This window comes from Collimonas sp. PA-H2 (assembly GCF_002564105.1).
Taxonomy (GTDB): domain Bacteria; phylum Pseudomonadota; class Gammaproteobacteria; order Burkholderiales; family Burkholderiaceae_D; genus Collimonas.
In genome coordinates this window covers 3,472,020-3,485,327 of sequence record NZ_PDBX01000001.1, presented here as the reverse complement: position 1 = coordinate 3,485,327, position 13,308 = coordinate 3,472,020, and the positions used below count along the sequence as shown (strand labels likewise).

General features: G+C 56.6%; 14 protein-coding genes and 2 tRNA genes. 7 read left to right on the top strand and 9 right to left on the bottom strand.

Annotated elements, in window-relative coordinates:
* The first annotated feature begins 53 nt into the window (after positions 1 to 53).
* From rho to BCF11_RS15930, 7 genes are all read left to right on the top strand, one after another.
* A complete protein-coding gene (gene rho / locus BCF11_RS15960; RefSeq protein ID WP_014004861.1) occupies positions 54 to 1,316 on the top strand; it encodes a transcription termination factor Rho in 1,263 nt (420 codons plus the stop codon).
* A 246-nt stretch (positions 1,317 to 1,562) separates the two neighbouring features.
* Positions 1,563 to 2,846 carry an MFS transporter gene (locus BCF11_RS15955; RefSeq protein WP_098495601.1) on the top strand — a complete coding sequence of 428 codons (1,284 nt, stop codon included), beginning with the start codon at positions 1,563 to 1,565 and terminating at the stop codon, positions 2,844 to 2,846.
* Between the two features lie 246 nt (positions 2,847 to 3,092).
* Positions 3,093 to 3,362: a type B 50S ribosomal protein L31 gene (locus BCF11_RS15950; protein WP_038486217.1), complete on the top strand. Its 270-nt coding sequence runs from the start codon at positions 3,093 to 3,095 to the stop codon at positions 3,360 to 3,362.
* Between the two features lie 216 nt (positions 3,363 to 3,578).
* Entirely contained in the window at positions 3,579 to 5,297 is a 1,719-nt protein-coding gene (locus BCF11_RS15945) for a glycosyltransferase family 39 protein (RefSeq protein WP_098495600.1), read from the top strand.
* 110 nt (positions 5,298 to 5,407) lie between these two features.
* A tRNA-Leu gene (locus BCF11_RS15940) sits at positions 5,408 to 5,494 on the top strand.
* 86 nt (positions 5,495 to 5,580) lie between these two features.
* A tRNA-Asn gene (locus BCF11_RS15935) sits at positions 5,581 to 5,656 on the top strand.
* A 179-nt stretch (positions 5,657 to 5,835) separates the two neighbouring features.
* Entirely contained in the window at positions 5,836 to 7,242 is a 1,407-nt protein-coding gene (locus BCF11_RS15930) for a glycerophosphodiester phosphodiesterase family protein (RefSeq protein ID WP_098495599.1), read from the top strand.
* Positions 7,243 to 7,337: 95 nt separating this feature from the next.
* On the opposite strand, the gene BCF11_RS15925 is transcribed toward BCF11_RS15930, so the two are convergent.
* The 9 genes from BCF11_RS15925 to BCF11_RS28015 form a co-directional block, all read right to left on the bottom strand.
* Positions 7,338 to 7,925 carry a DUF6529 family protein gene (locus tag BCF11_RS15925; RefSeq protein WP_098495598.1) on the bottom strand — a complete coding sequence of 196 codons (588 nt, stop codon included), beginning with the start codon at positions 7,923 to 7,925 and terminating at the stop codon, positions 7,338 to 7,340.
* A gap of 9 nt (positions 7,926 to 7,934) precedes the next feature.
* Positions 7,935 to 8,633 carry a CDGSH iron-sulfur domain-containing protein gene (locus tag BCF11_RS28335; RefSeq protein WP_098495597.1) on the bottom strand — a complete coding sequence of 233 codons (699 nt, stop codon included), beginning with the start codon at positions 8,631 to 8,633 and terminating at the stop codon, positions 7,935 to 7,937.
* 30 nt (positions 8,634 to 8,663) lie between these two features.
* Complete coding sequence (locus BCF11_RS15915) at positions 8,664 to 9,047, bottom strand: cupredoxin domain-containing protein (RefSeq protein ID WP_098495596.1); 384 nt, start codon at positions 9,045 to 9,047, stop codon at positions 8,664 to 8,666.
* Between the two features lie 3 nt (positions 9,048 to 9,050).
* A complete protein-coding gene (locus tag BCF11_RS15910) occupies positions 9,051 to 9,956 on the bottom strand; it encodes a metallophosphoesterase (RefSeq protein ID WP_098495595.1) in 906 nt (301 codons plus the stop codon).
* 88 nt (positions 9,957 to 10,044) lie between these two features.
* Positions 10,045 to 10,434 carry a cytochrome c family protein gene (locus tag BCF11_RS15905; RefSeq protein ID WP_233212502.1) on the bottom strand — a complete coding sequence of 130 codons (390 nt, stop codon included), beginning with the start codon at positions 10,432 to 10,434 and terminating at the stop codon, positions 10,045 to 10,047.
* 171 nt (positions 10,435 to 10,605) lie between these two features.
* Positions 10,606 to 11,298 carry an anti-sigma factor gene (locus tag BCF11_RS15900; RefSeq protein ID WP_098495594.1) on the bottom strand — a complete coding sequence of 231 codons (693 nt, stop codon included), beginning with the start codon at positions 11,296 to 11,298 and terminating at the stop codon, positions 10,606 to 10,608.
* Positions 11,298 to 11,927 (bottom strand): RNA polymerase sigma factor, encoded by a 630-nt coding sequence (locus BCF11_RS15895; RefSeq protein WP_143751340.1) that lies wholly within the window; start codon positions 11,925 to 11,927, stop codon positions 11,298 to 11,300. The genes BCF11_RS15900 and BCF11_RS15895 overlap by 1 nt, the downstream gene beginning before the upstream one ends.
* A gap of 362 nt (positions 11,928 to 12,289) precedes the next feature.
* The gene (locus tag BCF11_RS15890; protein ID WP_199110878.1) at positions 12,290 to 12,802 is read right to left on the bottom strand and encodes a dethiobiotin synthetase; all 513 of its coding nucleotides are present in this window, start codon (positions 12,800 to 12,802) and stop codon (positions 12,290 to 12,292) included.
* A gap of 117 nt (positions 12,803 to 12,919) precedes the next feature.
* Complete coding sequence (locus BCF11_RS28015; RefSeq protein ID WP_158229208.1) at positions 12,920 to 13,057, bottom strand: hypothetical protein; 138 nt, start codon at positions 13,055 to 13,057, stop codon at positions 12,920 to 12,922.
* Positions 13,058 to 13,308: the final 251 nt, after the last annotated feature.

The following is a 13,308-nucleotide window of genomic DNA, read 5'->3' as shown; positions in this document are numbered from 1 at the left end:
CCACGCAGTTCCCTCCCCCACCCAATATTTCCCATCCCGGGACACTCATACCTATGCATTTATCTGAATTGAAGGCGTTACACGTCTCCGCCCTGCTAGAAATGGCAATCGGCCTGGACATCGATAACGCGGCGCGTTTGCGCAAACAAGAGCTGATGTTCGCGATCCTGAAAAAGCGCGCGAAATCAGGAGAACAGATTTTTGGCGACGGCGCCCTCGAAGTCCTGCCTGACGGCTTTGGCTTCCTGCGCTCGCCCGACGCCAGCTACATGGCGTCCACCGACGACATTTATATTTCGCCTTCGCAGATCCGCCGCTTCAACCTGCACACCGGCGATTCGATCGAAGGTGAAGTGCGTACGCCGAAAGACGGCGAGCGCTATTTCGCACTGGTCAAGGTCGACAAGGTCAACGGCGAATCGCCGGAAGCGTCGAAGCACCGCATCCTGTTTGAAAACCTGACGCCGCTGCACCCGAACAAGCCGCTGCCGCTGGAACGCGACATGCGCGGCGAAGAAAACATCACCGGCCGCATCATCGACATGATCGCGCCTATCGGCAAGGGCCAGCGCGGCCTGCTGGTGGCGTCGCCGAAGTCCGGTAAATCGGTCATGCTGCAGCACATTGCGCATGCCATCACCACCAACCATCCCGACACCGTGATGATCGTCCTGCTGATCGACGAACGTCCGGAAGAAGTGACAGAAATGCAGCGCTCGGTGCGCGGCGAAGTGGTTGCATCCACTTTCGACGAACCGGCCACACGTCACGTACAAGTCGCCGAAATGGTGCTGGAAAAAGCCAAGCGCCTGGTTGAAATGAAAAAAGACGTGGTGATCCTGCTGGACTCGATCACCCGCCTGGCACGCGCCTACAACACCGTGATCCCGGCTTCCGGCAAGGTGCTGACCGGTGGTGTCGACGCCAACGCGCTGCAACGTCCGAAGCGTTTCTTCGGCGCCGCCCGCAACATCGAAGAAGGCGGTTCGCTGACCATCATCGCTACCGCCCTGATCGAAACCGGCAGCCGCATGGATGACGTGATCTACGAAGAATTCAAGGGTACCGGCAACATGGAAGTCCACCTGGAACGCCGCCTCGCCGAGAAGCGCGTGTACCCGTCTATCAACCTCAACAAGTCCGGCACCCGCCGCGAAGAATTGCTGATCAAGCCTGACCAGCTGCAAAAGATCTGGGTGCTGCGCAAGCTGCTGTACAGCATGGATGAAATCGAAGCGATGGAGTTCATCCTCGACAAGATGAAGTCAACCAAGAACAATGCCGAATTTTTCGACATGATGCGACGGGGCGGCTGATCAACGTTGGACGTTCCGGTTGCAGCCAGCTGTAACCGGAAGCCAAAAAAATCTGATCTGCGCAAGCACGTCGGATTTTTTTTCGCGTTGCGAAATGAGGGCAGCGCACTTCTCCCCTGAAGCGGCAGTCAAACGATGCAATTAATGATTTTAAGCAACGGATACGTACAGAATCATCCTACATAGTCAAAACAAGCCTTCCGGTTAAATGCTATCCTTGCGAACCTCCTTTTTCGCAAGCACATAATGGCGACTACACAATCCAGCCAATCGAAATTCGGCACAGTTCTGCGGGTTACCAGCGGTAACTTCATGGAGATGTTCGATTTCTTCCTGTTCGGTTTTTACGCGACCTACATCTCCAAGACATTTTTCCCGGTCGGCGACGAATTTGCCTCGCTGATGCTGACCTTCATGACCTTCGGCGCCGGCTTCCTGATGCGTCCGCTGGGCGCCATCATCCTCGGCGCCTATATCGACCGGGTGGGCCGCCGCAAAGGCTTGATCACGACGCTGGCGCTGATGGCGCTCGGCACCATGCTGATTGCTTTCGTGCCGGGCTACGCCACCATCGGCTATGCGGCGCCGTTCCTGGTCTTGATCGGGCGTCTGCTGCAAGGCTTTTCGGCTGGAGTGGAACTGGGCGGCGTCTCGGTCTATCTGTCGGAAATGGCGACGCCGGGCAACAAGGGTTTCTATGTCAGCTGGCAGTCCGCCAGCCAGCAAGTGGCGATCATCGTCGCCGCGGCGCTCGGCTTCGGCCTGCAAGTATGGCTGCAGCCGGCACAGATCGCCGACTGGGGCTGGCGCGTGCCGTTCTTCATCGGCTGCATGATCGTGCCGGTGCTGTTCGTGATTCGCCGCTCGCTGCAGGAGACCGAGGAATTCATGGCGCGCAAGCACAAGCCGCCGGTACGCGAAATCCTGCGCTCGATGGTGGATAACTGGGGCCTGGTGATTGCCGGCATGATGCTGGTCTCGATGACCACCGTATCGTTCTACCTGATCACGGTCTACACGCCGACCTTCGGCAAGAGCGTGCTGCACCTGAGCACCACCGATGCCCTGCTGGTGACCTTCTGCATCGGCATTTCAAACTTCATCTGGCTGCCGGTGATGGGCGCGCTGTCCGACCGCATCGGCCGCAAGCCGCTGCTGATAGCGTTTACCGTCCTCACCATCCTGACCGCCTATCCGGCCATGTCGTGGCTGGTGGCCGATCCGACTTTCCAGAAGATGCTGATGGTCGAGCTGTGGCTGTCCTTCCTGTACGCCAGCTATAACGGCGCAATGGTGGTGGCCCTGACCGAAATCATGCCGGTCGAAGTGCGCACCGTAGGCTTTTCACTGGCCTATAGCCTGGCGACGGCGATTTTCGGCGGTTTCACCCCGGCCATCGCTACCGGCCTGATCGAATACACCGGCGACAAGGGCGCGCCGGGCATGTGGATGACTGCCGCGGCAATATGTGGCTTGATTGCAACATTGTATTTATACCGTAAAAGCGGCAATCAAACCGCTGTAGTGTAACGCTCAAAAACCTAGGAATGCTGGGGGAGCGGCGCCGCTCGCCCGGCATTCCCGGCACGAAAGAAAACAGGGAAACACTGCCCTTTTACCCATCCAAGGCACTGATTTCATTGATTTTTCCCAATCCGAGCCGGGATTTATTGTATAATTTGCGGTTTTCCACCCCCGGCAAGTGATCGACAATCGGGTCAAGAAGCAAGACGACCGACGAAGTGATTGATTGGCTACCACTCAATTGAGGCAATTATGAAAGACGGCATTCACCCAAATTACCGCGAAGTTCTGTTCCACGACGTGTCGAACGATTTCAAGTTCATCACACGTTCGACCATCCAGACTCGCGAAAACATCACCCACGAAGGTAAAGAATACCCTCTGGTGAAGATTGAAGTTTCGTCGGAATCGCATCCGTTCTACACCGGTCAGCACAAGATCGTCGACACCGCCGGCCGCGTTGACAAGTTCCGCAAGAAATTCGGTACTGTCGGTTCCAAAACAGCGATCGCGAATCAATAATTCGACCGTTTGTTCAAAAAGGCAGCTGCGGCTGCCTTTTTTTATTTATCAGGATTCGCGACGGCAGCTCTCTGCATAGCTAACTCTTTGATAAATAGTAAATAATTGTATGTACGCTTGAGAACATCAAGAACAAAAATTACTCTCAGCAATAGCGTAGTACCCTGCTATCCGGCACAATACCCAGCAATTCAACATTGATCAAATACCATTGTGATGAAGCCCGTCCGTCTCCCTGCTTCCGCCACCAGCGCACTGCCACGCTGGGGGCTGTGGGCACTGGGATTGTTGTATATCCTGCCGGGCCTGATCGGGCGCGATCCCTGGAAAAATGAAGATGCCTCCAGTTTCGGCATTGCCTGGACCATGGCTCACGGCGGCCTGGCCGACTGGCTGGCGCCGAACATCGTCGGCTTGCCGATGCCGGCTGAAAGCCCGCTGACCTACTGGATAGGCGCGCTGTTCATCAAACTGTTCGGCTGGCTGCTCAGCGATCCGCTGGCGGCCCGCCTCTCTACCGTGACGTTTTTCCTGGTCGGCTCGCTCTCGGTCTGGTACGCCACCTATCTGCTGGGCCGGCGCACCGAAGCGCAACCGCTACGGCTGGCCTTTGGCGGCCAGCCTGAACCGCTAGACTTCGGCCGCACCCTGGCCGACGGCGCTTTCCTGATCTACCTGGGCTGCCTGGGCTTGCTGTCGCACAGCCACGAAGCCACTGCCAAGAGCCTGCAGATTTCGCTGGTAGCGTTTTCCATCTATGTCGCGGTGCGCCTGTTTGAAGCGCGCAATATCCGCAGCGCCGCCCTGCTCGGCCTGACCTTCGGCTTGCTGATCCTGACCCGCGGCTGGGTGCTGCCGCTTGCCCTGCTGTGCGGGCTGCTGACGCTGGCCCTGATGCGGGAAAAAGCGATCGTCAAAGACTTGCTGTTGGTGACCTTGCCGGTGACGCTGCTCGTCGGCGGCGTCTGGCTGGCGGCAAGCTGCGCCCTGCTGCCGCACGGCGTCGACCGCAGCGTCGCCTGGGAAACATTCAATCTGCAGCAACTGAGCTGGCCAACCTGGACCGCCCTATCGTATTACTTTAAATATGGCATCTGGTTTGCTTGGCCGGCCTGGCCGTTCGCCGGCTGGGCCGTATACGCCTGGCGTGAACAGCGCTCGACGCTGCATATCGCCTTGCCGCTGGCATTTTTCATCAGCCTGACGCTAGTACTGCTACTGAATCCGCATCCGGAAGAAGGCATCTTGCTGCCCTTGCTGCCGGCACTGGTGATCCTGGCCGCATTCGGCCTGCCAACCATGAAGCGCGGCGCCATCAATGCCGTCGACTGGTTCTCGGTGATGACCCTGACCGCCTGCGCCGCCTTCATCTGGCTGGCCTGGATCGCCAAGGAAAGCGGCTGGCCGGCGCAGCTCGCCAAGAACGTCTACAAGCTGGCGCCCGGCTTCAAGCCTGAGTTCAACCTGATGGCGCTGGCGATCGCCATCCTCGGTTCGGTATTCTGGATTTTACTGGTGAACTGGCGCCTGTCGCGCCGGCCCTCGGTACTGTGGCGCGCCGTGGTGCTGTCGTCCGGCGGCGTGATCCTGTGCTGGCTGCTGCTCACTACATTGTGGCTGCCGTGGATCAATTACAGCAAGAGCTATGCCGGCGTCGCCGCGCAGATCGACCAACATCTGCCGACCGTCAAGCAATGCGTGGACACCAACGTCGGCCCGGCGCAGCGCGCATCGTTCGCCTATTTCGGCGACATCCCGTTCGGCGAATACGGTCAACAGCATTGCGATTTCCTGCTCTACCAGGACAATATCTCGGTCAAGTCCGACGATGCGATCTGGCGCGAGTTCAAAGGTAACTGGAAGCTGCTGTGGACCGGCCGCCGGCCCTCCGACAGGGATGAACGCTTCCGCCTGTACCAGCGCGCGGCCAATTAAGGCCTGTTGCCAAGGAAATATCGGCGCTAGGCGGGATATTCCGGGCAACAGGTTCATATACAAAGGCTATTGATCGCACCGCAGAATTAAGTCATAATAGCGGACGCGTTGCCGAGATGGCGGAATAGGTAGACGCACGGGACTCAAAATCCCGCGCTGGAGACAGCGTGCCGGTTCGATTCCGGCTCTCGGCACCAATGAATATAAGGCTCTCAGACTTGAGGGCCTTTTTTCATTGTTCCGGCAATCTGGTATTTTTCCCGCAAAAAATTAATTTCCCAATTCCCTGATAGCTCAGTTGGTAGAGCGACGGACTGTTAATCCGCAGGTCCCTGGTTCGAGTCCAGGTCGGGGAGCCAGAATACATAAGGGTCAGCTACATGCTGGCCCTTTTCTATTTACGCCCTTGTCCCGTTTTTGTCCCATTGGATCTGCTCAAAATCGGGCTCGACGGCCGTACTTGCATCGTCATGATTTTGTCACGTGTTTAGGCTACTATCGCTTGATAGCCGCTCCCTACCATCTTGAAGGACGATACATGTACACTCGCCTAGCTCCGCCCCTTGCCACAAAATCCCTTACCCGTTTTATCATTCTCGGAGGCGGCTTGCTAGTGAGCGCTTGCAACAGCATGAACGGGAATTTGCCTGGCGCTGGGTCAACCGCATCTGCTTCGTTCAAAACCCTTGACGGTGCGCGCCCCTTGGTTATCGGGCATCGCGGCCTGCCGGGACTGTATCCGGAAGAAACCCGGTCTTCTTACGAAAATGCAGCCGATGCCGGCGCAGATTCGCTCGAACTGGATCTGCACATGACCAAAGACTGTGTATTGGTGGCACGCCACAATCCCTGGTTGAGCGACAACACCAACATCAGCGAAGTCGCAAAGACGAATGCCAGCGTTGCAAGCCGTAAGCGCACTGTTCCAGGCGTAATGATCAATGTCAGATATCCCGCCACAACAGAAAATGGTCCAACACAGTACCTGAGCGACTTGACCGACCCCAACGATCCAAAATCAGTATTGAAATCATTAATCGTTGATGGCGAAGACCATACCAACGACTGGTCCATCAGTGATTTCACGATGGCCGAACTGAGGCAATGGATAGGCGGCACCACTTACGATGCCCGCGACCAGCGCCCAACCGACCTGAACGGCAAGTTGCCGATTTTGAGTTTTCAGGAAGTGATCGACATTGCAAAAGCGAAAAGCGCAGCTACGGGCCGCGTCATTACAACCTATCCAGAAAGCAAAAATCCAATCTGGAACAATGCCCAGGCCATTGCCAATGGTTGCGGCGCACCGGGCAGCCATCCGTTTGAGAACGCATTCCTCAAAGCCCTCAAAGACAACGATCTCAATCGCAAAGACGCCCCGGTCTTTGTGCAAAGCTTTGACCCGGCCAGCTTGAAATACCTGCGCTCTATCGGCCTGAAATCCAAAGCGGTTCAGTTAGTCGATGGAAACGGCATGAACTTCAAGACCGGCGAAACCATTTTCATCACTGACAAACCCAATACTTTCGTCAGCGGCCGCCCATATAGCTGGACCGTCGCGGGCGACCCACGCTCCTTCGGTGCGATGCTTACGCCGGCAGGATTGGCGGAGGTCAAAACCTACGCCGACGGCATCGGTCCGTGGAAGCCGCAGGCAATGTCGCTCACCGTCGCTCCAGCCCAAGATTCGTCGTCCAAAGCTGGCTTGGCCGAGGTCGACGCCATCAAGCCAACCAGCCTGATTAGCGACGCGCATAAGGCTGGTTTGTTCGTTCATATATTCACCTTCCGCAACGAAGCGAAATACCTGGCAGGTGCTTACAAGGGGGATCCAACGGCAGAATACCTGGCATTTTACCGAGCCGGTGTTGACGGTGTATTTACAGATTTCACGCCTACCGCATTTGCTGCCCGCAATACCTATCTTAAGGAAGTCGCGCGCTAAGCGACTGAATCTATACGCATTTACTTCGTTGTTTAGCGCAAGGGTTTTCGTTGCCGGGTAGGGGCGGCGCCTGATACTGTATCCGTCGTGGGATGTTATATGCCAGCGCCGAAGGTACTGAAGTACCAGAATGCAGAAGTAAGCCACAAGCCCAGGAGAATCGAGAACAGCACGCTCCCCGCGAGTGGCAGCGCCCAGCCTCGAAAGCCGTTTGAGCGGACGATGAGAACCTTGGCGAGAACGGTCCCATAGAGAAGTGACCCCAGCATTGAGTGAATGTAGGCGCGGGTATCGTATGTCCCGAAGCCTAGCAGGAAGACGCAATGATAGGCCACTGGCAGCGTCAGCAGGATGGCTGTGCGCCCAGACCAGCGATGCACCACATGGTAGAAGCGTCCCTTCGGTGGGAAGCGCAGCACTTCGTAGATGCGCGACGCTGTCAGCAACTGGCCCAATGCCAGCAGCAACGCAGCGGTTATCAGCCATGCCTTCATATGCACGGTGTCGCTGAAGAATAGGTGAAAAAACGGAGTTTCGTAGGGCTGCCTGACGGTTTTGCTTGCCACAAAACCGACGGTGATTGCGACGAATGCTACGAGCACCAGTGGAAGCACAATGAGCACTCGACTGAGAACGGTCTGCCTGGCGGGAGAGGTATTGTCGCCCAGTGATCTATTAAACATGATGTCGACTCAGTTCTTGTCGCTGAACCCGATCGACGCATGCGTGCCGTCGCAGAAGGGCTTGTTCTGCGACGCACCGCAGCGGCATAAGGTCACGCGATTGCGCACTTCGTATTCGAAACCATCGCCCCCGATCAGCTGCACTCCACCGCGCAACCATAGCGGCCCGGAGCACCCCTTGGCGGGATCTTCGATCAGGCATATGGATGGCTCATACATCGGCTCGACCGGTTTGCCAGTGTTGTTGTCCCAAGCCACCAGCCGCCCCGAAGGGCAATCGCAGACCTGGCTGACGAACTGCTTGCTCGCTGCAGGCTTGTCCGTTGCGCTGACGAGATTCCACACCCCTCCATGCGGATCGCAAAAGCGCGCGAACGCGCACAAGCTCTCGACGTCTGTCAATGACATCGCAGGGCCTTGTATTACTTTGGCCTGATCGAGATACGGCTGGCGGCTCGCGGTTTCGGTGCCGTCAAATCCGGCCTTCGTATGCGAGCCATCGCAAAATGGCTTGTTCGCGCTGCGGCCGCAGCGGCACAAGGCGTATTGCCCTTGAGACGGATATTCCTGTTTCTGCTCCCACTTTACCGACTCGCCATCTTCGTTTGCGCCAATGATCTCCTTACTGAGAGGTACATCGCCCGAGACGATATACGGGCCGTTCGTCGAAATTTCGACTTTCGCGCCTACGAGTTTCTGCTGGTTCATCTGAGGCCTCCGATCAAGACAGAAAATGTATCAGCCTGTTACGGTTATTTTGCCACTCATTTCCTCATGGCCGCTGCCACAGAAATTGTCGCATAAAAAATCGTATTCACCGGCCTTGTCAGGTGTCAGCCTGACTTGAGTGACCCTGCCTGGCGGCAGGTCGGCACGGATATTCATGTCAGGTATCTTGAATCCATGCACGAAATCCACGGAGGTGAACTCCAGCACGACTGGCTCGCCCTTTTTCAGGACAATTTGGTTCGGTGTATAGACGAATTTTTTGGCTTGGATTTTTATCACCCTTTCTTTTGCAACAGCCTTTGCCTGCCCCTGGGCGCTGATGACCGCCCCCGATAGAAGCGCCCCGATGCCGTAGGCGGCGCCTAGACATATCTGTCTTCTTGAATGATCCATGGCTTATGTCCTTGTCACAGGAAATTCTGTGAACTTGTATTCGCTATCCTTGCGTTCTGCTTCCACCTCGCGAAAACCGAGTCCTTTATTCGGTGCAGCAGCATCCCATGGTAAGGGGGTGCGCTTATCTTGCGAGCCTGGCGCCGGCAATGGGAAAATGAGTGACTTGGCTGCGTGGTGCGCGATCTGCCCCGTCATGTGGTGATGTTCCTGGTGAATGTGGCCATAGAACACCGTTACATTGCTGTATGGCGTTAACAACGCAATCACTTTGTCGCCATCGCGGGTGGACCAATCCCACTTGGGCACCAGATCGAACAGGGGCCGATGTGTGAAGACAACAATCCGTGCATCTTTCGCTTGTTTGCCAAGATCGTTTTTAAGCCAATCCAGTTGGGCATCACCAATACTCGCACCGGGATCGGAGACGTTGTCCAAAGCAATGAAATGCACTCCCTTATGATCAAACACGTAATTCGTTGGGCCAAAGTTTTCCTTGAATGCCGCGCCGTTATCGAGCGAAGCGTCGTGCTCTCCCGGGATAAAACGTACCGTTTTAACTTTTAATCCGGCAGCAATCTCTTTGAACCCGGCCATACGTTGCCGACGTTCCTTCGGATCATCCGTCGTGTGGGTCAGATCGCCGGTAAAGATAATAAAGTCCGGTTGCACTTCAAGTGCATTAACAGTTGCAACCGTCTTCTTGAATGTATTGAGTGCATCCGGATTGGCCGCACCGCTATACCCCCAATGAACGTCGGACAACTGAACGAAATAGAAGTCGTCGTAAGCGGATGCCGCCGCCGTCTTGTCGGTCGTTGCAGCTTGCGTCTGGCCATATAGCCCGGAAATGAATACCGCGCCGCCGCCGACAGCGGTCAGTTTCATAAAACTTCTACGATCAATCATGATTTTTCTCCTTTAAATGGTTGCAGTGGCTGTAGGGCAGACTGTTACAGAACAAATGTTTAAGAGGTCGATCGAGTGGGCCGAGTAGTTAGGGCTTCTCTTCTCGTCCCGCCTCCTTCTTCAAATAGGCAATCAAGTCAGCGCGATCTTTTTCGGCAGGCACCATGAAACCCATTTTTTGCCCCGGAATCAGTTTCTCGGGATTCGACAACCATTTATCCAGCGTTTTGTCGGTCCAGACAATGCTGGATGACTTCACAGCTGGTGAATAAAGGTAGTCAGCGTGACTGCCAGCCTTCCGGCCAAACAGACCCTTGTGCGCCGGCCCAACGCCGTTGTAGTCAATCGAGTGACAGGACATGCACATGGTGTGGTAGAGCTCCTGGCCGCGTATCGTATCGCCGGCGGCGGTTGCGGCGCCGCTGAAGCCCGTCAGCATGGCCAAGCCCAGGCCAAGGAATAAGCGATTTTGTTTCACGTTGAAGTCCTTTCGATTTGCAAGTTTGCTGGCATCCGATCGATGCAATCCATTCTTGTAAACGGTATAACTCGGAACGAGAGGGAAATATTCCCGTCAATCTCGATTTATTCTTTTGGGTGACGATGCGCCAGTTTTTCGCCACCGTTTAAAACCAGAACCCTGGCCGCCTTATTCCCGCAACGGATTTTCTTCATGATCTTCCTCTGCCCGTGCCGCTTGCTCGAACGCATGCAGGTGGATAGATTGGGCATCGGTGATGGCCCAGTAAGTCATGCCGTTGCGCTGCCAGTGAGCCATCGCATAGCCATCCGAGGCGCGTGCGATGGAAACCGGCGTACCGCTGGCATCGGGAAATACATACAGGTCGATGGGATGCTTTTGGTAGCGATAGATCAGTACCGCGACGGTGCGGTGACCCACGTAGTCGATGCGTCCGCCGACCAGCGGAAAACCTTGCGCGGCGAGATCGACGACTGGCGGCGTATAGTCGAGTTTGCCGTTAAACCACGGCTTGACAGTGTGCTGATCGGTCGAGACGACGTCGATCGGGTGCTGCGACAACAACGCGCGCACGTGGCTAGACACAATCTCCTGGTCGATTGAGCCGGTTGGCGTCGGCCGCTGGATCAAGGTGGCCGCGCTCAATGCCAGCGCACAGACCGCGATCCCCGTAACACCTCCGTTAAGCCATGTCCGTACGCCATCCGTGGTGAAACCGCTCCATGCGAAGACGGTCCGGCGGGGCGACTCGCGCGGCAACTCGGCGAGCACGCGCGCGCGCAGATGTGGTGGCGCGTGATGATATAGTGATCCATCACGCAGCACACTGCCCAGCGAGCTTAAGGTTTCTTTCTTGTCCATTATTTAACTCCTTTTTGTGAACCCGGCGCAGGCATCCTGACCAAGTTGCCTTCTGCCTTACCGTGCACCGGCGCAAGCTCCGAAGGCATCCCCCCCTGCGCCTTGCGCACCGCCGCACAAAGCAGGCGGCGGCCACGCGCCAGCCGCGACATCACGGTGCCGATCGGAACGCCGGCAACGGTCGCAATGTCGCGGTAGCTCATGTCTTCCAACTCGCGCAGGACCAGCACCTCGCGATATTCGACCGGCAAAAGGCCGAGTGCGCGATGAATCAAGTCCACATCGTCGCGCCGCACAGCGAGCGTTTCGGGATCGCTGCCGATGTCGTCGACCCATCCTGGGAGCCGCTCGTCGTCGTGCAGCGCCTCGTCATAGGGGGTGTCGTCAGCGGCGTCGCTCCGCCTGCGCCATTCGGTAAACCAGGTGTTCCGAACGATCGCGAGTAGCCATGCGCGCGCGTTGTCGCCATGGAAGCCGTCGAAGAACCGGAAGGCGCGCATATACGCATCCTGCACCACATCGTCGGCATCGCTCGCGCTGCCGGTCAGCCAGCGTGCCAGGTTGTAGGCAGCGTCCAGATGCGGCAACGCCAGCTCTCCGAACCGGCGTGACTTGTCGGCCGCGGTCACGATGATCTCCCGCTTTCCCTGTTTTGTGCCTTGTCTGTTTGGCGACTACTTCGCCAACCATATGGGGGTGTCTTGTGATCGTTTCTCATGAGTTCCTCCATTGCCTGTTCGGTCGGGAGATGCTCGCGGCATCCGAGCGCTGCAAATGCCGACGCTCATATCCCCATAACCGTCAGCGGCCGGGATTTATTCCTGCGATATTTTTTGATTGCCGTGACAAATCCGGGAATAAAACGAAGAGCGCGGCGGTATACGCGGGGATCCTCACGCCACTTGGCTTGCGGCAACGCAGCAAGACCGCAGCGGCGCCGCCTTACCCCGCTGGCTCGGTCTGGGCGGGACAGTCCGGTTCACGATCATTTTCAATTCTGCCCATCTTCCGGATCCGGGCCAGCTTGGGTGAGGCGCAATACGCCATCCGGATCGAAATAAAAATGCATCATCGAGTACCACACGCCGTCTTGCAGGAAGCGATAACTCCAGACATGGCGCCGCATGAGCGGGAAATAGGCGGTTTCGACCGGTCGGCCAAAATGCACCTGCACATCCTGCGTGGTCCACTGGCCGATCCTGGCCCGACCGAATTCCTCGATGGTCAATACTTGTTTGACGCTGATAACTCGCCCATGCGCGTCGATATCGGCTGCCCACGTGTACTCGCCGACAGGTTGCGTGGGATAAAGCCAGCGTGTGGCGCCATCCGGCAGGTGATAGACCTCGCGCGGAGCGCCGAACCGAGCCTGAACGTCGTTCTGACTGGCGCCCGGCTGAATGGAAGCCGGCGTGGCACAAGCGGCTAGCAACAAGGCGGCGGCGATGGGCGCGTAGCGGGCGCTCAAGCACTGACCGTACTTCATGGAGTGGATGGGACTCATGATTTTCCTCCAACGAATAATCATATGAATGGGACATATGAATGGAATCGCGGCTGCCAGGAAAAATAACCGGGCAGCCGTCGTCAGACCGTGCCGGCGGCACTGTTGCAGTCCGTGTCACTGTCCAGAGTAAATATTGCCCTGATCTGCCGCCATGCCCGAGGCCGTATTCATAGGATCCATCTGTGCGCATCCGGCAGCGGCAAGAGTGAGGAGTGTGACGCCAATGGCGAGAATGGTTTTTGCGAATTTCATGATGATCTCCAATAAGGTCGCAATACATGACAAACCGGGAAAAGCCTTGGTTTGCCAATCAAATGAACACCAGGTTTTATCTGGTGCGAACTGGGGGCGGCACTGCACCGTTGCACCTCTTTTGCGCTGCGGGAGCTATCCAGGTTTCCCGTTCTGGAAACACTGCTGCGTGTCGTCACTTGTATAACTGCTTGCGGCCAGAAGTTATTCTCACTATATTTTTCTCTCTGCTCCCCATGGCAGGGAATAAA

What these genes read in the sequence shown, in the direction of transcription:
- rho (WP_014004861.1), top strand. Translation starts at nt 54, where the DNA reads ATGCATTTATCTGAATTGAAGGCGTTACACGTCTCCGCCCTGCTAGAA.
- BCF11_RS15955 (WP_098495601.1), top strand. Translation starts at nt 1,563, where the DNA reads ATGGCGACTACACAATCCAGCCAATCGAAATTCGGCACAGTTCTGCGG.
- BCF11_RS15950 (WP_038486217.1), top strand. Translation starts at nt 3,093, where the DNA reads ATGAAAGACGGCATTCACCCAAATTACCGCGAAGTTCTGTTCCACGAC.
- BCF11_RS15945 (WP_098495600.1), top strand. Translation starts at nt 3,579, where the DNA reads ATGAAGCCCGTCCGTCTCCCTGCTTCCGCCACCAGCGCACTGCCACGC.
- BCF11_RS15930 (WP_098495599.1), top strand. Translation starts at nt 5,836, where the DNA reads ATGTACACTCGCCTAGCTCCGCCCCTTGCCACAAAATCCCTTACCCGT.
- BCF11_RS15925 (WP_098495598.1), bottom strand. Translation starts at nt 7,925, where the DNA reads ATGTTTAATAGATCACTGGGCGACAATACCTCTCCCGCCAGGCAGACC.
- BCF11_RS28335 (WP_098495597.1), bottom strand. Translation starts at nt 8,633, where the DNA reads ATGAACCAGCAGAAACTCGTAGGCGCGAAAGTCGAAATTTCGACGAAC.
- BCF11_RS15915 (WP_098495596.1), bottom strand. Translation starts at nt 9,047, where the DNA reads ATGGATCATTCAAGAAGACAGATATGTCTAGGCGCCGCCTACGGCATC.
- BCF11_RS15910 (WP_098495595.1), bottom strand. Translation starts at nt 9,956, where the DNA reads ATGATTGATCGTAGAAGTTTTATGAAACTGACCGCTGTCGGCGGCGGC.
- BCF11_RS15900 (WP_098495594.1), bottom strand. Translation starts at nt 11,298, where the DNA reads ATGGACAAGAAAGAAACCTTAAGCTCGCTGGGCAGTGTGCTGCGTGAT.
- BCF11_RS15890 (WP_199110878.1), bottom strand. Translation starts at nt 12,802, where the DNA reads ATGAGTCCCATCCACTCCATGAAGTACGGTCAGTGCTTGAGCGCCCGC.
- BCF11_RS28015 (WP_158229208.1), bottom strand. Translation starts at nt 13,057, where the DNA reads ATGAAATTCGCAAAAACCATTCTCGCCATTGGCGTCACACTCCTCACT.